A 17,066-nucleotide genomic window follows, 5' to 3' on the forward strand; every position below is an offset into this window, starting at 1 on the left:
CGTCGTCCTCATCGAAAAGCCACAAGCGGGCGGACGCGCGACGGAGGAAGCTGTGCTCCTTTCCCCACTTCGGACGGCTCATGATGAAGCGCATCCAGATCATCGATTCGCACACGGGCGGCGAACCCACTCGGCTCGTCGTGTCCGGTTTCCCCGCGCTCGGCAGCGGCACCATGGCCGAGCGTCGCGACGTGCTCGCGCGCGAGCACGACCGTTACCGCACCGCCTGCATTCTCGAGCCGCGCGGCAGCGACGTGCTGGTCGGCGCGCTGCTGTGCGAACCCGTGTCGCCCGAGGCGGCGGCCGGCGTGATCTTCTTCAACAATAGCGGCTATCTCGGGATGTGCGGGCACGGCACGATCGGCGTCGTGCGCACGCTGCACCATATGGGGCGCATCGCGCCCGGCATGCACCGGATCGAGACGCCCGTCGGCACCGTCGAGGCGACGCTGCATGACGACCTGTCGGTCAGCGTGCGCAACGTGCCTGCGTATCGCCATGCGAAGGGCGTCGCGCTCGACGTGCCGGGTTACGGCCCCGTGAAGGGCGACGTCGCGTGGGGCGGCAACTGGTTCTTCCTGATCAGCGACCATGGGCAGCGCGTTGCCGGCGACAACGTCGCGGCGCTCACCGCGTATGCGTCGGCCGTGCGCGAAGGGCTCGAACGCGCGGGCATCACCGGCGCGAACGGCGGCGAGATCGACCATATCGAGCTGTTCGCCGACGATCCCGAACACGACAGCCGCAGCTTCGTGCTGTGCCCGGGCCTCGCGTATGACCGCTCACCGTGCGGCACCGGCACGAGCGCGAAGCTCGCGTGCCTCGCGGCCGACGGCAAGCTCGCGCCGGGCGCCGTATGGCGGCAGGCGAGCGTGATCGGCAGCGTGTTCCAGGCGAGCTACGAGCAGGCCGACGGCGGCATCGTGCCGACGATCCGTGGCAGCGCGCACCTGAGCGCGGAAGCGACGCTGCTGATCGAGGAAGACGATCCATTCGGCTGGGGTATCGCGCCGTGAGCGACACGAAGACGGATGTCGTCGTGATCGGCGCCGGCATCGTCGGCGCGGCGTGCGCGCACGAACTCGCGCAGCGCGGGCTGCGCGTGCTCGTCGTCGACGACGCGAGCGGCGGGGCAACCGGCGCGGGCATGGGGCACCTCGTCGCGATGGACGACAACGCGGCCGAACTCGCGCTCAGCCATTACTCGATCGAACTGTGGCGCGCGCTGAGCGGCGAGATGCCGGAAGGGTGCGCGTACCGCAACTGCGGCACGTTGTGGCTCGCCGCCGATGCGCACGAAATGGATCTGGCGCGCGCGAAGCAGGCGACGCTGGCCGCGCATGGCGTGGCGGGCGAACTGATCGACGCGGCGACGCTCGCGCGACTGGAGCCGATGCTGCGCGCGGGCCTCGGCGGTGCGCTGAAGATTCCCGGCGACGCGATCCTCTATGCGCCCGTCACCGCGAACTGGCTGCTGCAGCGCGCGCCGCGCATCACGTTGCGGCGCGACCGGGCCGTCGCGGTCGACGGCCCGAGCGTGACGCTCGCGAGCGGCGACACGCTGCGCGCGGAGCGGGTGGTCGTCGCGAACGGCGTCGCCGCGCGCACGCTGCTGCCCGAGTTGCCGCTGCGCCCGAAAAAGGGCCATCTGCTGATTACCGACCGCTATCCGGGCCAGGTGTCGCACCAGCTCGTCGAGCTGGGCTATGCGGCGAGCGCGCATGCGAGCGACGGCACGTCGGTCGCGTTCAACGTGCAGCCGCGGCCGACCGGCCAGTTGCTGATCGGTTCGTCGCGCCAGTTCGACACCGAGGACGCGCAAGTCGACCCGCCCGTGCTCGCGCGCATGCTGCGCCGCGCGGTGGGTTATCTGCCGGACCTGGCAGACCTGAACGGGATCCGCGCATGGACGGGCTTCCGTTCCGCGAGCCCCGACGGGCTGCCGCTGCTCGGCGAGCATCCGGCGCGGCCGGGCGTGTGGCTCGCGGTCGGGCATGAAGGGCTCGGCGTGACGACCGCGCCGGGCAGCGCGCGGCTCGTCGCTGCGCTGATGGCCGGCGAACGGCCGCCCATCGATATCGAACCGTATTTGCCGGGACGCTTTCTGAGCGCGTCCCTCGTAGCCGGAGCGCTGACATGAAACGATACCCACGCTCACTTCGTTCGCTGTCGACCGGGGTTGGCGCTTCAGCGCTGACTCCGGCCCCATGCACGGCGCCCCTCGCAGGGGCGGTCAACACCCTTGGTGCGGCCCGGCGGAGGCTGAGATGAAACGACCCCCACGCTCACATCGTTCGCTGCCCCCCGTGGGGGCAGTCAGCCTCCTTGGTGCGGCCCGGCGGAGGCTGACATGATCATTCATCTGGACGGCCGCGCGCTGACGGTGGCAGACGGCGCGACCGTCGCGGCCGCCGTCGCGGCGAGCGGCGACGACACGACGCGCGTGTCGTGCACGGGTGCGGCGCGTGCGCCGTTTTGCGGGATGGGCATCTGCCAGGAGTGCAGGATGACGATCGACGGCCGACGCCGGCTGGCTTGCCAGACGCTGTGCCGCGACGGCATGCAGGTGGAGCGCACGCGATGAAACAGGAACGACTGAGCGTCGACGTCGCGATCGTCGGCGCGGGGCCGGCCGGGCTGTCGGCCGCGCGGGCCGCCGCACGCAGTGGTGCGACGGTTGCGATCGTCGACGACAACCCGCGAGCGGGCGGGCAGATCTGGCGGCAAGGCGCAGCGGCGATGCCGACGCCGGCCGCCGCCGAGCGGCTCGCCGTATTGCGGCAGCCGAACGTCACGCATCTCGCGGCGACGCGCATCGTCGCCGAAACGCAGCCGGGCACGCTGCTGCTCGAGGATGACGAACGCGGGCTGCTGCTCGATTTCCGCACGCTGATTCTCTGCTGCGGCGCACGCGAGCTGCTGTTGCCGTTTCCGGGCTGGACGCTGCCGGGTGTCACCGGCGCAGGCGGCTTGCAGGCGTTGATCAAGTACGGCCTCGACGTGCGCGGGCAGCGCACGGTGATCGCGGGCAGCGGGCCGCTGCTGCTGGCGAGCGCGGCGACGGCCCGGCAGGCCGGCGCGCGCGTGTCGCACGTGCTCGAACAGGCCGCATGGGCCGACGTGGCCGGGTTCGGGGCGGGGCTGTGGCGCTGGCCGTCGAAGCTTGCGCAGGCCGCGAAGCTCGTCACCGCCGCCTATCGGCCCGATGCGCATGTCGTCGAGGCGTTCGGCGACAAGCGGCTCGAACGCGTGCGGATTCGTCAGGGCGATCGCGAGTTCGACGTCGACTGCGACCGGCTCGCGTGCGGCTTCGGGCTTGTGCCGAATACCGTGCTGCCGAGTCATCTCGGCTGCCGGATCGACGATGGCGCGGTGGCGGTCGATGTGCACCAGCGCACGAGCCGCGATGGTGTTTTTGCGGCGGGTGAGTGTACGGGCGTCGGCGGCAGCGAACTGGCGATGGTCGAAGGCGAAATCGCCGGTTTGGCGGCGACCGGGCAGACCGCGCAGTTGGCCGCGCTGGTTACGCAACGGGCGCACTGGCAGGTGTTTGCCGATGCCGTACGCGAGCGTTTCGCGATCCGCGAACCGATCCGCCGGCTCGCGCGGGCCGACACGTTGCTGTGCCGTTGCGAGGACGTGCGTTTCGACGCCGTCGCGCAAGCGCCGGGCTGGACGGCCGCGAAACTGCAGTCACGTTGCGGGATGGGCGCGTGTCAGGGGCGCGTGTGTAGCGCGGCTGCGCAGGCGCTGTTCGGCTGGACGCCGCCGATGCCGCGTACGCCGCTCGTGCCCGCGCGGGTCGGCACGCTGATGCTGGACGGCACGGCATCCTGCGACGGCGCGTGACGCGTCGCGGCACCACGGCACCACGGCACCACGGCACCACGGCACCACGGCACCACGGCACCACGGCAACACGGCAACACGGCAACACGGCAACACGGCAACACGGCACCACGGCACCACGGCACCACGGCACCACGGCACCACGGCACCACGGCACCACGGCACCACGGCACCACGGCACCACGGCACCACGGCACCACGGCACCACGGCAACACGGCACCACGGCACCACGGCAACACGGCAACACGGCAACACGGCACCACGGCAACACGGCACCACGGCACCACGGCACCACGGCACCACGGCACCACGGCACCACGGCACCACGGCACCACGGCACCACGGCACCACGGCACCACGGCACCACGGCAACACGGCAACACGGCAACACGGCAACACGGCAACACGGCAACACGGCAACACGGCAACACGGCAACACGGCAACACGGCAACACGGCAACACGGCAACACGGCAACACGGCAACACGGCAACACGGCCCGGTTGACACCGGGCCGCGCCATTCATTCCACCTTCACTTTCTCCCATCCGCCGACCTGCGGCGCAGCACAGGCGCGCAGGCACTCGATCGTCGCGGCCACGGCCGCGCGATTCGCGCTGTCGGGGTGCCAGTACATCGACACCGCGCCCTGGCCTTCGAGCTGCATCGGCAGGATCCGGATCGCGTTCAATTGCGCGAAGCGCTGCGCAGCGCGGTGCGATGCCACGCCGAGCAGGTCGGTGTTGTTCAGCAGCGTGAGGTTGAGGATCGACGAATTCGATTCGACGCAGTGTGGCGGCCGCACGCGGCCGGCGGCCGACAGCGCGGCCTCCAGCGCGTTGTGCACGGGCGTGCCCGACGGCCACACGATCCACGAGTAGGCGAGCACGTCGTCCCAGCCGACCGACGTCGCACCGGCGAGCGCGTGGCCGGGCCGCGCGACGAACACGACCGGATCGACATACAGCGCTTCGGCCTGCAGCAGCGGATCGACGGATGTCGATCCCGAGCGGCCCACGACGATATCCAGTTCGCTGCGTGCGAGCTGCGGCATCAGCTGGTTCATCGTGCTTTCGGTCATCCGGACCTGCGCGCGCGGCATCCGTTTCAGCAATTGCGACACCGCGAGCGGCACCGTGTCGGCCGCCGCCACGCCGGACGTACCGATCGTCACGAGGCCGCTGCCGCCTTCCCGCAGCGCGGCCATGTCGTCGCGTGCGATGTCGAGCTGCGCTTCGACGCGGCGCGCATGCTCGATCAGTGCTTCGCCATACGGTGTCGGCCGCAGGCCGCGCGCATGCCGCTCGAACAGCGGCAGCCCGACATCCTCTTCCAGTTCCTTCAGCCATTTCGACAGCGCGGGCTGCGTGGTGGCGAGCACGACCGCCGACTGGCTCAGATTGCCGGTGCCGGCAAGGCTCAACAGTACCTGCAGATGCCGCAGTCGCAGCCGGTGGGTCCAGTCCATCGCATGCCTCGTCGCGAGTAGGTATATCCAGAAACATATGGATCAGATGATTTGACCATTTTACCGGGTATGCCTGGGTCGAATATAAATCAGCTAACGGACTGCAGCACGGTCCCGCCCCGACATAGCGCCGGCACCGATCGGCCGATTCCAAGGAGACATCATGACGACCCATCCGGACGCGTCGCGCGCCGCCTACTACGCACGGATCGCCGAGCAACGCCTGGCGCCGCTGTGGGAATCGCTGCACAACCTCGTGCCGACATCCCCGCAGCCGGCCGCGCAGGCCGCGATCTGGAAATACGCGCAGGTGCGCGACCTCGTGATGCAGGCCGGCAGCGTGATCAGCGCGGAAGAAGCCGTGCGCCGGGTGCTGGTGCTGGAGAACCCGGGGCTGCCCGGCAAGTCGAGCATGACGCCGACCCTGTACGCGGGCCTGCAACTGATCCTGCCGGGCGAGATCGCGCCAAGCCACCGGCACACGCAGTCGGCGCTGCGCTTCATCGTCGAAGGGCGTGGCGCGTGGACAGCCGTGAACGGCGAACGCACGACGATGCATCCGGGCGACTTCATCATCACGCCGTCGTGGGCTTGGCATGACCACGGCAACCCGTCGGAGGAAGCGGGCGGCGAGCCGGTCGTATGGCTCGACGGGCTCGACATCCCGCTGCTCGCGAATCTCGACGCAGGCTTCGCGGAGAATTACCCGGAAGCCGTGCAGCCGGTGAATCGCCCGGAAGGCGACAGCTTTGCGCGCTTCGGTCACAACATGGTGCCGGTGCGGCATCGCGTGAGCGATCCGACGTCGCCGGTGTTCAGCTACCCGTATGCCCGCACCCGCGAGGCGCTCGACGCGCTGTACCGGAACGGCGAGCTCGATGCGTGGGACGGCGTGAAGCTGCGCTACGTCAACCCCGCGACGGGCGGCTGGCCGATGCCGACGATCGCCACCTTCATGCAGTTCCTGCCGGCCGGTTTCGACGGCCGCACGTACCGCAGCACCGACGCGACGATCTACTGCGTCGTCGAAGGCCGCGGCACCGCGCATATCGGCGGCAATGCATTCGAATTCGAGCCGCACGACATCTTCGTCGCGCCGTCGTGGGCGCCGGTGCGGCTGTCGGCGTCGTCCGACAGCGTGCTGTTCAGCTATTCCGACCGGCCCGTGCTGTCCGCGCTGAACCTGCTGCGCGAAGCGCGCGACTGACGCCGGCCGGTTTCGACGATTCGTTTCCCGTTTCTCGTTTTCCGCGCGCCGTCGCCGCGGCGCGCCCCTTCATTCGTATTGACGCTGGAGCCATTCATGACTTTCGTTTTCCCGCCCGAAGCGCCCGTGGCGCTCCCCGTCGCCGGCAGCGACGCGCAGTTCGCGGTACGCCGTGTGTATTGCGTCGGTCGCAACTATGCGGCCCATGCACGTGAAATGGGCTTCGATCCCGATCGCGAGCCGCCGTTCTTCTTCTGCAAGCCGGCCGATTCGATCGTGCCGGTCGCGTACGGCGACACGCTCGACCTCGCCTATCCGTCGCAGACGCAGAACTATCACTACGAAGCCGAGCTTGTCGCGGTGATCGGCAAGGGCGGTTCGGACATCCCGCTCGAGCACGCGCTCGAACACGTTTGGGGCTACGCGGTCGGCCTCGACATGACGCGCCGCGACCTGCAGATGAAGATGCGCGAGATGGGCCGGCCGTGGGAAATCGGCAAGGCATTCGACCGCTCGGCACCAATCGGGCCCGTGCATCCGGCGAGCGAGATCGGTCACTTCGAACAGGGCGGCCTGTGGCTGACCGTCAATGACACGACGAAGCAGAAGAGCGACGTGTCGCACCTGATCTGGTCGGTCGCGGAAACGGTGGCCGACCTGTCGAAGTTCTTCCGCCTCGAACCGGGCGACGTGATCTTCACGGGCACGCCCGAAGGCGTCGGCGCGGTGGTCGCGGGCGACGTGATGAAGGTCGGCGTCGAACGGCTCGGCGAACTGACCGTGCGCGTGGTCTGACGCATCTTCCTCGAAAGGCGACATCGTGCAACTGCATAGCTTCTTCAACAGTTCGACATCCTACCGGGTGCGCATCGCGCTCGCGCTGAAAGGGCTGCCGTACGACACGCTGCCGGTGAACATCCGCACCGGCGAGCATCGCGAGGCGGCATATGTCGCGAACGTGAATCCGTCGGCCGCGGTGCCGGCGCTGGTCGATGGGGATTTTCGTCTCGGGCAGTCGCTCGCGATCCTCGATTACCTCGACCAGATCCAGCCGACGCCTCGACTGATTCCGCTCGAACTGCACCATCGTGCGCGCGTGCTGGAACTCGCGACGCTGATCGCATGCGACATCCATCCGGTCAACAACCTGCGCGTGCTGCGCTATCTCGACACCGAGTTGAAGGTCACGCCGCAGCAGAAGACCGCGTGGTACCGGCACTGGATCGCGGAAGGGATGGCCGCCGTCGAGCGGCTGCTCGCGCGCGCGGACGACGGCCCGTGGTGCTTCGGCGACATGCCGACGCTCGCCGACGTATGCCTCGTGCCGCAGGTCGCGAACGCGTTGCGGATGGATTGCGACCTGAGCGCGTATCCGCGCAGCCTCGCGGTGTTTGAACACGCGCGGCACGAGCCGGCATTCGAGGCCGCGCAACCGCAGCGACAACCGGATTACGTCGCGTAACACGAAGCAGGAGACAGACATGGGCGAGACAAAAGACAACGGCCGGCGCGTGCTGGTGATCGGCGGCGGCATCGGCGGGCTCGCGACGGCGCTCGCGCTCGCGCGCCAGGGCATCCGCGTGAAGCTGCTCGAACAGGCCGACCGGATCGGCGAGATCGGCGCGGGGATCCAGCTCGCGGCGAACGCATTCAACGCGCTCGACGCGCTGGGTGTCGGCGAGGCCGCGCGCGGCCGGGCGGTGTTCACCGACTGGCTGCAACTGATGGATGCGGTCGATGCGCGCGAGGTGGCGCGCGTCGATACGGGCGCCGCGTACCGCGAGCGCTTCGGCAATCCGTATGCGGTGATTCATCGCGCGGACATTCACCTGTCGATCTACGAGGCGGTCAAGGATCATCCGCTGATCGAATTCCGGACGAGCACGCAGGTGTGCGGCTTCGAGCAGGACGACAACGGCGTGACGGTGACCGACCAGCACGGCGAGCGTTATCGCGCCGATGCGGTGATCGGCTGCGACGGCGTGAAATCCGCGATCCGTCAAGCATTGATCGGCGACGCGCACCGCGTGACGGGCCACGTCGTGTATCGCGCGGTGGTCGACGTCGACAACATGCCGCAGGACCTGCAGATCAATGCGCCGGTCGTGTGGGCCGGCCCGCATTGCCATCTCGTCCACTACCCGCTGCGCGGCGGGCGGCAGTACAACCTCGTCGTCACGTTCCACAGCCGCGAGCAGGAAACCTGGGGCGTGCGCGAGGGCAGCAAGGAAGAAGTGCTGTCGTACTTCGACGGCGTCCATCCGCTGCCGAAGCAGATGCTCGACCGGCCGACGTCGTGGAAGCGCTGGGCGACCGCCGATCGCGATCCGGTCGAACGCTGGAGCGAAGGCCGCGCGACGGTGCTCGGCGACGCCGCGCATCCGATGACGCAATACATCGCACAGGGCGCGTGCCAGGCGCTCGAGGACGCGGTGACGCTCGGTGCGGCCGTGGCCCGGACCGATGGCGACTTCGAGGCCGCGTTCGCGCTGTATGAACGTGTGCGGATTCCGCGCACCGCGCGCGTGCTGTATTCGGCGCGCGAGATGGGGCGGATTTATCACGCGAAGGGCGTCGAGCGGCAGGTGCGCAACGGCCTTTGGGTCGGCCGCACGCAGGCGCAGTTCTACGACGCGCTCGACTGGCTGCACGGCTGGCGCGCCGAGGATTGCCTGAAGTCCGTCGCGTAACGCGGCGCGGTTGGCCGATTCCCGCGGCGCGCATTTCAACGACACGACGCGCGACCGCCTTCCTGGAGGAGACATCATCATGGCCGATACGCTGTCCATCGACGTCAGCGAATGGATCGACCGGCATCGCGTGGCGCCGTTTCAGGCCGCGATCGTCGTCCTGTGCTTTCTGATCGTCGCGATCGACGGTTTCGATACCGCATCGATCGGGTTCATCGCCCCCGTCATCCGCGCGGAATGGGGGCTGTCGCCCGCGCAGCTCGCACCGGTGTTCGGCGCGGGGCTCGCCGGGTTGATGGCGGGCGCGCTCGTGTTCGGGCCGTTCGGCGACCGGTTCGGCCGCAAGCGGCTGCTGCTCGCCTGCGTGGCGTGCTTCGGCATCGCGAGCGCCGCGTCGGCGAGCGCGGGCGGCCTGACCGAGCTGATCGCGTGGCGCTTCGTGACCGGGCTCGGGCTCGGCGGCGCGATGCCGAATGCGATCACGCTGACCTCCGAATACTGCCCGGCGCGGCGCCGTTCGCTGCTGGTGACGACGATGTTCTGCGGCTTCACGATCGGCTCCGCGCTTGGCGGGCTCGCGGCTGCGTCGTTGATCGAACACCACGGCTGGCGTTCGGTGCTCGTCGTCGGCGGGGCCGCACCGTTGTTGCTGCTGCCGGTGCTCGCGTGGCGGCTGCCGGAATCGGTGCGCTATCTCGTCAACGCAGGCTCGGCGCGCGAACGGATCGCGGCGATGCTGGCGCGCATCGCGCCCGATCCGCATCTTGCGAACGCGTCGTTCATCGCGCCCGCCGGCAAGCCGGCCGGGTCGCCGCTCGGCCGCCTGTTCGGTGCCGACCTGCTGCGTGGCACGCTGCTGCTGTGGCTCACGTTCTTCATGAGCCTGCTCGTGATCTACCTGCTGTCGAGCTGGCTGCCGACGCTGCTGCGCACGACCGGCGCGACGCTGCAGACGGCCGCACGCGTCACCGCGATGTTCCAGATCGGCGGCACGCTCGGCGCGATCGTCCTCGGCGGCTTGATGGACCGTTTCGATCCGCATCGCGTACTGGCCTGCAGCTATGCGGCGGCCGGTGTATTCGTCGCCGCGATTGGCGTGTTTGCCGCATCGCCGTGGGGCGCCGCGCTCGCGGTGTTCGCGGCCGGCTTCTGCGTGTCGGGTTCTCAGGTCGGCGCGAACGCGCTGTCGGCTGCGTTTTATCCGACCGAGTGCCGCACCACCGGCGTGAGCTGGGCGAACGGGATCGGCCGTGGCGGCTCGGTCGTCGGATCGATGGCGGGCGGCGCGATGCTCGCGATGGGCGTGCCGTTGTCGACTGCGTTTGCCGTCGTCGCGGCGCCGTGCGTGATCGCGGGGATGGCGGTGCTGGCGCTCGGTGTGGTGCGTGCCGATGCGGCGCGCATGCCGGCCGCGAAGGCGATTGCGGGCGAGCAGACCACTTGAGCGAAGGAGGCGGTGCAAGGCCGCCTGCCGGAAAACAGCGGGGAGCAATATTATATAAATTAATATAATATCGATTTGTTAATTGTCTCCCTGCACCAATGAACGACGATCTTTCCGCCGGGTTGCCGGAACCCGACTCGATGCGCGCGGCTGCCGATTCGGCCTGCGCGCTGCTCAAGGTGCTGTCGAATCCCGACCGGCTGCTGCTGCTTTGCGAACTGTCGCAAGGGGAGCGGTGCGTCAGCGATCTCGAGACAGCGCTGGACATCCGCCAGCCGACCCTGTCGCAGCAGCTCGGCGTGTTGCGGGACAACGCGCTGGTTCGCACGCGCCGCGAGGGCAAGAACATCCACTATTCGCTCGACAGCCCGGCCGCGATCGCGGTGATGGGCGTGTTGTACGAACAGTTCTGCGGCCCGGCCGCGAAGGGGCGGCGCGATGCAGCTTGATGCGCTTCGTTTCACGCCGTGGCTGTCGCTGGCCGGCGGCGTGCTGATCGGGTTCGCGGCCGCGTGGCTCATCGCATTCAACGGCCGGATTGCCGGCATCAGCGGCATCGTCGGCGGGTTGCTCACGACACGCGCCGGTGAGCGCGACTGGCGCGCCGCGTTCATCGCCGGGCTGATCGCCGCACCGCTTGTGATGTACGTCGCAGGGAATCGTATGACGCCGCAGGTCGATGCAGGCTGGGTCGACCTAGTGGCGGCCGGGCTGCTGGTCGGCGTCGGCACGCGCTATGCGGGCGGTTGCACGAGCGGCCACGGCGTGTGCGGGATGTCGCGCGGTGCGTTGCGCTCGGTGGTCGCGACCGTGGTCTTCATGGTCGCGGGCTTCGTGACCGTCTTCGTGCGACGGCACGTGCTGGGAGGCTGACATGCAGGCAGGATTCGCGCTTCTGGCGGGGCTGCTGTTCGGCGTCGGCCTCATCGTGTCGGGCATGGCCAATCCGCAGAAGGTGCTCGGTTTTCTCGACCTGGCGGGCCGCTGGGATCCGTCGCTCGCGTTCGTGATGGCCGGTGCGACGGGCGTGGCCGTGTTCGCGTTCGCCTGGGCGAAGCGCCGGACGCGGACGTGGCTCGGCTTGCCGATGCAGTTGCCGGCCGTGCGGGCGATCACCGTGCGGCTGGTTGCCGGAAGTGCCGTGTTCGGTATCGGCTGGGGGATCGCCGGGTTCTGCCCGGGGCCCGCGATCGTGTCGATCGGCTTCGGGTCGGCGAAGGGGATCGTGTTCGTCGTCGCGATGCTGGCCGGGATGGCGGTGTTCGAGTGGGTCGAGCGGCGCAGGAGTGTACGGTGATGTCGGGGTCGCCGCGTGCCAGGCAGGGTGCGGCGATTGCGCGTGCAGCGCGACGTGACGATCGATGCGATTGCGCGGCATTTCCCGGCCGGAACCCGGATGAGCCAGCCGCCGGGCGGGATGCTGCTGTGGATCGCGCTGCCGGACGGCGTGCGCTCCGAGGCGCTGTTCGACGCCGCGCTGGCACACGGAGTCAGGATCGCGCCCGGCTCGATCTTCTCGAATTCCGACCGCTTCGACCGCTTCGACGGCTATATCCGGCGCGCTTGCACGCGCGTGTCCGATGCGGCGCACGAAGCGGCATTTGAAACGCTCGGCCGCCTCGTACGGGAAGCCACCGCGGCCACGTATGCACGGTGTCGCCCGGCCGGGCCAGCGAATTCGCAGGCCCTCCGGCTTTCCGGGCCACCGACGCGGCCAGCCGCCGCCATTTCATCGGCTGGCCGAGTGCGTGGCGAGGTGCTGGCGGATCAACGACAGGTAACGATCGCCGACCGAGAAATCGCGTGCGGCGCGCGGCCGTTCGGCCTGGCGCAGCGTGGCCGGTGCGCTCATGCCCAGATACCGGCATACGGCGGACGGGAAGGGCTTGCGCGTATGCCCGAGCTGGCGAGCCGCGCGCTCGACGCGGGCATCACCGACCTGAGCGCGGAGCCACGCCAGCACTTGGCGATCAGCTTCGTTGACGATACGAACCAGATGTTCCATCGCGCACCTCACTGTTCATAAATACAGTACTGTAAATATAACCAGTGTTTGCGGTGACCGCAAGCGGGTGCGCATGCGGCTGGCCGTTCGGCCAGGGTCAGCGAGCCGGTACAGTGGTTCGCGTGATCCGGCCAGCAGGAGCGGCGGGCGCCACAGGAGCCGCAACCTTCGTATAGCGCGCGTCGGTCAGCGTGCCGAGGAACGCGACGATGTCGTCGATTTCCGCGTCGCTCAGTGCGGGTGGCGTGCCGGGCCGGCGGTTCATCGGCGTCGAGTTGACGTTGATGTTGCCCTGGTAGGCGGCCGGCACGTCGTCGAACGTTCTGGCCCCGTGATACCAGAAGCCCGGGTCGGTCGAGCGCGTGTTGTAGAACGCGACCGCGTCGCGCAGCGTCGTGAACACGCCGTTGTGCATGAACGTCTGCTTGACCGCGACGTTGCGCAGCCCCGGCGTGCGCAGGTAGCCGCACCATTGTGTCGGCTCGGGCCAGCGCAGCCGCCGTGCGGTGTCGCACAGCCCGTTGTCGAAATGGCGCGGATCGCGGTTCGCCGGCAGCGCGCGGTTGCGCGGCACCGCGATCGCGTCGTAGCCGAAATCGGTGAAGAGCGAACGCTCCGGGCGGCTCGATGTTTCCGACAGCGTATGGCAGCTCATGCAGTTGCCCTTGTCGGGATTCCGGAACAGCGCGAGGCCGCGCATTTCGGCCGGCGCGAGTGGCTTGCGCGTGCGCAGGAAAACATCGAAACGCGACGTGAACGGTGCCATCTCGTCGCTCTGCAGATAGGCTTCGACGGCCAGGCCCATCGCACGCACCAGTTGCTCGGGATCGCGCCGCACCGGCGCACCGAAACGTGCGGCGAGATCGGGCGCGAGTTCGGTGGCGTTGACCTTGCGCAGCAGTGCGGCCGGCGCCCGGTTGTTCATCTCGTTCGGATCGAACAGCGGCCCGCGGATCTGCTCGGCGAGCGTATCCGCGCGGCCATCGCTGAACAGGCCGCCGAACGGCGACGGCGCGGGTGCGTCGTCATCCTGGTAGAAGTGGCGGCGCGGCACGTAGCGCACATAGAGCAGCGACGGCGCGTTGCGCTGGCTGAAACGCCCGGGCCGGCTGCCTTCCGGCACACCGGGCCCCGCGAGCGAGGCGGCCGACAGCGTCGGCGCGAACGCGCGGCCCGGATCGTGGCAACCCGCGCACGACATGCCGCGCGGCTCGGACAGCCGCGGATCGAAGAAGATCCGGCGGCCGAGCGCGACGAGCGTCGGGTCGGGCGCGAAGCGGGCGGTCGCCGCATCGATCTTGCCCGTCACCTGCGGCGTGCCGTTGCCGATCGTGTCGACGACTCGCGAAGGCGGCGCGCCGGGGAGCAGGACCGTTTCGGCCGGTGCGGCGTGGGCCGCGAGCGCCAGGCCCGCGAATACGGCCGCCGTGGCTAGCGTGCGCAGCGTTTGCAGGCCGCCCGCATGGCGGCCGTCACATCGAACCCCTTCACTCACGGCGCAATGAACCCCGTCTTGTCGCAGGCGAGCGTCGTGCCCGACTGGTCGCACGACGCGAGCAGCTTGCCGGCCGCCGAATACGCGTGGAACACCCAGCCGGTCGCCGGGGCGGCGCGGCGGTCCATGATCAGGAAGCCGAAGCTGTTGTTGTGCGACAGCCGTTCGATCACGGCGCCCGGTGCGGGCGTCAGGCCGGCCGGGAACGGGTCGGGCAGCGCGACGTCGAGATTGTCGCCGCCGTTGCCGGACACGATCGTCGCCGGATGCCCGGACGAGAAGTTGATTGCCTGGAAGTCGTGCACGTGCCCGTGTAGCGCGACGTGCACGCCGGGCGGGTAGTACGCCTGCGCGTTGAGGCTCGACATCACCGACTGCAGCGCGAGGTTGCCCGGCGCGGGCGTGCTGCCGGCGATCGGCGCGAACGCGAGGATCGGATGGTGGTTCGTGAAGATCGTCGTCGTCATGCCGGCCTTCGACGCGAGCGCGGCGACCGTCTGGAACTGCTTCTGGTAGATGCCGAATTGCGCGTCGGTCGTCTTGAGCGGCGTGCGGCCGACCTTCGCGGTGTCGAACACGATCACCTGCGAGCCGCCGCCGAGCGACACCGCATAGGGTTCCGAATAGTTCGCGTTGTTGTCGTTGGCCGGATCGTCGCACGAGCGCGCGGCCGAATACGGGCGCGGATCGAGGAAGCGGAACCAGCCCTGGCCTGCCCGCGCGCATTCCTCGTGGTTGCCGCGCACGACGACCCATGGCGCCTTCGCGAGCAGCGGGGCGGCCGGGCGGAACAGGTCGGCTTGCCACGTATCCCAGCCATAGCCCCACGGGCTGTCCTTGCAGCCGGCGATGTCCGGCGGGCAAGCGTTCTCGCGATAGTGATAGTCGCCGATGTGCATCACGAGGTCGGGCGACAGCTTCGCGACGCTGGCGGCGATCGTGTCGAACGGCCACACCGTCGCGTCGTTGCACGCCTGCCACGCGTTGTCAGCTTTCTTCATGCGGCAGCCGGTATCGGCGATGATCGCGATGCGTTGCGGCTGCGCCTTCGGCAGCGGCAGCGTGCGGCCCGCGACGCTTGCCGCCTGCGCGCCCGCCGGTAGCGTCATCTCGCAGACGGACACCGGGAAGCTCGACGGCTTCGAATCGGACGGATCGCTGGCGGTGGGCCGCTGGGCAAGGGTCGCGGCGCCCGCGCGCACGGCCATGCGCGACAGCTTGCCGTCGACGGTCAGTTGCGGGCACAGCGGATCGCCGGCCGACGCGGGTGTGTAGTTCGTGATGACGCGCGCGATCGCCTGGTTCGACTCGCCGATCTCGACCCATGCGGCCTGGACGTTGGCCGATGCGCTCGCCGGATCGGCCGGCGAATCGATGTGGTTCGAGCACGCCGACAGCGCGGCGAGGGCAGCAAGGGGAGCGCAGCGCACGAGCAGTGCGCGCGTGAGGAGTCGTCGCATGGGAGGCACCGTAGGAAAGTCGTCAACGATACGCAGCGCGAATGTAAGAAATGTGAAAAAAACCGGGCGCGACAGGGCGCTTGAGCACGGCCCGGGGGCTTGACCTCAAGCCGGCTTGAAGCAGCATAGTGCGAGGCACGATCAATGAGCCAGAAGGGGAATCGACGATGGAAACCAGCCAGCCCAATGACGAACAATCCGCGCTGTGGAACGGCCCGTCGGGGCGCGCGTGGGTCGACACGCAGGCGCCGATCGATCGGATGTTCGAGCCGCTGGAAAAGTTGCTCGTGGATGCGGCGGCCACGTCGTCCGCGCGCAGCGTGCTCGACGTCGGCTGCGGCACGGGCGCGGTCACGCTCGCGATCGCGCGGCGGCTCGCGGCGGACGCGCAATGCACGGGCATCGATATCTCGGCCCGGATGATCGACGCCGCGCAGGCGCGCGCCGAGCGCAGCGGCGTTCGCGCCCGTTTCGTGCGCGCGGATGTGCAGACCCATGCGTTCGAGCCCGCGAGCGTCGACCTGATCGTGTCGCGCCTGGGTGTGATGTTCTTCGACGATCCGGTTCGTGCTTTTGAGAATCTGCGGCATGCGGCACGGCCGAATGCGCAGATGCGGTTCATCGCATGGCGCAGCGCGGCCGACAATCCGTTCATGACGATCGGCGAGCGGGCCGCCGCGCCGTTGCTGCCGAACCTGCCCGCCCGGCGGCCCGGCGCGCCGGGGCAATTCGCGTTCGGCGACCGGCAGCGCGTTGCGTCGGTGCTGTCGGACAGCGGCTGGGCGGACATCGCGATCGAGCCGGTCGATCTGGCGTGCGCGCTGCCTGCTTCCGCGCTGGACGACTACATCTCGCGGCTGGGCCCGGTCGGGCTGGCATTACTGGAGGTGGACGAGGCGACCCGGCGGCGCGTGGTCGACACGATGCGTGCCGCGTTCGCGCCTTACGTGGAGGGTGCCGATGTGCGCTTCGACGCGGCATGCTGGCTCGTGACGGCGCGGGCACCGTCCGCGTAACGCGTTGCGGTAACGAGGCAGGTCAACGAAGGGCCGGCCGGTTCGCCCCGCGCGTGGCCGTTCGCGCGGGACGAAGCCGGGCCGCGTGACGCACGCGCGTCAGTGTCGCCGCGCGCGCAACATCAACCACGCGCATCCGCCGGCGACCAGGGCGAGACCGAGCAAGACGGCTTCGACGCCGAGTGCAAACCCGGGCGGCATGTTCCCGGTGTCCGGCACCGGCGACAGGTTGATGCCCATCGCGATGGCGCCGCCGGCGAGCAGCGTCGCGCAGACGATCCAGTAGACCTTGCCGCGCGGCGCCGCGGCCCGGATTCGCCACAGCGCGATGCCGGCGCCGCCGAGATAGAGCACGGCGAGCGTGCCGAGCGCGATGACGTCGGAGGCGCGGCTTTGCAGGAGTCCGGTCATCGTGCCGCTCCATCGTGGATG

At 69.2% G+C, this 17,066-nt stretch carries 18 protein-coding genes and 1 pseudogene; 14 read left to right on the forward strand and 5 right to left on the reverse strand.

Translation table 11 applies throughout. The features are described from left to right. Positions 1-83 precede the first annotated feature (83 nt). The 4 genes from CFB39_RS23680 to CFB39_RS23695 all read left to right on the forward strand — a co-directional run bounded on the left by CFB39_RS23680 (position 84) and on the right by CFB39_RS23695 (position 3,849). Complete coding sequence (locus CFB39_RS23680; RefSeq protein WP_089475643.1) at positions 84-1,016, forward strand: 4-hydroxyproline epimerase; 933 nt, start codon at positions 84-86, stop codon at positions 1,014-1,016. Further along, a complete protein-coding gene (locus tag CFB39_RS23685; RefSeq protein ID WP_089427721.1) occupies positions 1,013-2,140 on the forward strand; it encodes an FAD-binding oxidoreductase in 1,128 nt (375 codons plus the stop codon). The genes CFB39_RS23680 and CFB39_RS23685 overlap by 4 nt, the downstream gene beginning before the upstream one ends. A gap of 210 nt (positions 2,141-2,350) precedes the next feature. Further along, entirely contained in the window at positions 2,351-2,584 is a 234-nt protein-coding gene (locus tag CFB39_RS23690) for a 2Fe-2S iron-sulfur cluster-binding protein (protein ID WP_012338331.1), read from the forward strand. Next, the gene (locus tag CFB39_RS23695; RefSeq protein ID WP_089474662.1) at positions 2,581-3,849 is read left to right on the forward strand and encodes an FAD/NAD(P)-binding oxidoreductase; all 1,269 of its coding nucleotides are present in this window, start codon (positions 2,581-2,583) and stop codon (positions 3,847-3,849) included. The genes CFB39_RS23690 and CFB39_RS23695 overlap by 4 nt, the downstream gene beginning before the upstream one ends. 523 nt (positions 3,850-4,372) lie before the next feature. Here the strand turns inward: CFB39_RS23695 and CFB39_RS23705 are convergent. Then, positions 4,373-5,317, reverse strand: coding sequence for a LysR family transcriptional regulator (locus CFB39_RS23705; RefSeq protein ID WP_089474663.1), 945 nt, complete (start codon positions 5,315-5,317; stop codon positions 4,373-4,375). A 163-nt stretch (positions 5,318-5,480) separates the two neighbouring features. Between CFB39_RS23705 and gtdA the strand changes: the two genes are divergently transcribed. From gtdA to CFB39_RS23750, 9 genes and pseudogenes are all read left to right on the forward strand, one after another. Beyond that, entirely contained in the window at positions 5,481-6,524 is a 1,044-nt protein-coding gene (gene gtdA / locus CFB39_RS23710; protein WP_089474664.1) for a gentisate 1,2-dioxygenase, read from the forward strand. Positions 6,525-6,620: 96 nt separating this feature from the next. Then, positions 6,621-7,319: a fumarylacetoacetate hydrolase family protein gene (locus CFB39_RS23715; RefSeq protein ID WP_089474665.1), complete on the forward strand. Its 699-nt coding sequence runs from the start codon at positions 6,621-6,623 to the stop codon at positions 7,317-7,319. A gap of 25 nt (positions 7,320-7,344) precedes the next feature. Then, positions 7,345-7,986, forward strand: a complete 642-nt coding sequence (gene maiA, locus CFB39_RS23720; RefSeq protein WP_089474666.1) for a maleylacetoacetate isomerase — start codon at positions 7,345-7,347, stop codon at positions 7,984-7,986. 19 nt (positions 7,987-8,005) lie between these two features. After that, the gene (locus CFB39_RS23725) at positions 8,006-9,214 is read left to right on the forward strand and encodes a 3-hydroxybenzoate 6-monooxygenase (protein WP_089474667.1); all 1,209 of its coding nucleotides are present in this window, start codon (positions 8,006-8,008) and stop codon (positions 9,212-9,214) included. A gap of 79 nt (positions 9,215-9,293) precedes the next feature. After that, complete coding sequence (locus CFB39_RS23730) at positions 9,294-10,658, forward strand: aromatic acid/H+ symport family MFS transporter (RefSeq protein ID WP_089474668.1); 1,365 nt, start codon at positions 9,294-9,296, stop codon at positions 10,656-10,658. A 98-nt stretch (positions 10,659-10,756) separates the two neighbouring features. Continuing rightward, on the forward strand, positions 10,757-11,107 hold the full coding sequence (locus tag CFB39_RS23735) for a helix-turn-helix transcriptional regulator (protein WP_089474669.1): 351 nt from the start codon (positions 10,757-10,759) through the stop codon (positions 11,105-11,107). Beyond that, positions 11,097-11,531, forward strand: a complete 435-nt coding sequence (locus CFB39_RS23740) for a YeeE/YedE family protein (RefSeq protein WP_089474670.1) — start codon at positions 11,097-11,099, stop codon at positions 11,529-11,531. Before CFB39_RS23735 ends, CFB39_RS23740 begins: the two co-directional genes overlap by 11 nt. Before the next feature lies 1 nt (position 11,532). After that, positions 11,533-11,955 (forward strand): DUF6691 family protein, encoded by a 423-nt coding sequence (locus CFB39_RS23745; RefSeq protein WP_089474671.1) that lies wholly within the window; start codon positions 11,533-11,535, stop codon positions 11,953-11,955. A gap of 33 nt (positions 11,956-11,988) precedes the next feature. Then, a pseudogene (locus CFB39_RS23750) lies at positions 11,989-12,300 on the forward strand (PLP-dependent aminotransferase family protein); the annotation flags it as partial. Between the two features lie 87 nt (positions 12,301-12,387). Here CFB39_RS23750 and CFB39_RS23755 read toward each other — a convergent pair. The 3 genes from CFB39_RS23755 to CFB39_RS23765 form a co-directional block, all read right to left on the reverse strand. Beyond that, a complete protein-coding gene (locus CFB39_RS23755; RefSeq protein WP_011355479.1) occupies positions 12,388-12,663 on the reverse strand; it encodes a hypothetical protein in 276 nt (91 codons plus the stop codon). A gap of 97 nt (positions 12,664-12,760) precedes the next feature. Continuing rightward, the gene (locus CFB39_RS23760) at positions 12,761-14,158 is read right to left on the reverse strand and encodes a cytochrome-c peroxidase (protein WP_179257720.1); all 1,398 of its coding nucleotides are present in this window, start codon (positions 14,156-14,158) and stop codon (positions 12,761-12,763) included. Then, entirely contained in the window at positions 14,155-15,618 is a 1,464-nt protein-coding gene (locus CFB39_RS23765) for a metallophosphoesterase (RefSeq protein ID WP_089474672.1), read from the reverse strand. Before CFB39_RS23765 ends, CFB39_RS23760 begins: the two co-directional genes overlap by 4 nt. Positions 15,619-15,785: 167 nt before the next feature. Here CFB39_RS23765 and CFB39_RS23770 point away from each other — a divergent pair, with 167 nt between their 5' ends. Next, entirely contained in the window at positions 15,786-16,634 is an 849-nt protein-coding gene (locus tag CFB39_RS23770) for a class I SAM-dependent methyltransferase (RefSeq protein WP_089474673.1), read from the forward strand. A gap of 99 nt (positions 16,635-16,733) precedes the next feature. Here the strand turns inward: CFB39_RS23770 and CFB39_RS23775 are convergent, their stop codons facing one another. Then, positions 16,734-17,045 (reverse strand): hypothetical protein, encoded by a 312-nt coding sequence (locus CFB39_RS23775; RefSeq protein ID WP_089474674.1) that lies wholly within the window; start codon positions 17,043-17,045, stop codon positions 16,734-16,736. Positions 17,046-17,066 lie beyond the last annotated feature (21 nt).

Source organism: Burkholderia sp. AU6039, assembly GCF_002223365.1.
Classification (GTDB): domain Bacteria; phylum Pseudomonadota; class Gammaproteobacteria; order Burkholderiales; family Burkholderiaceae; genus Burkholderia.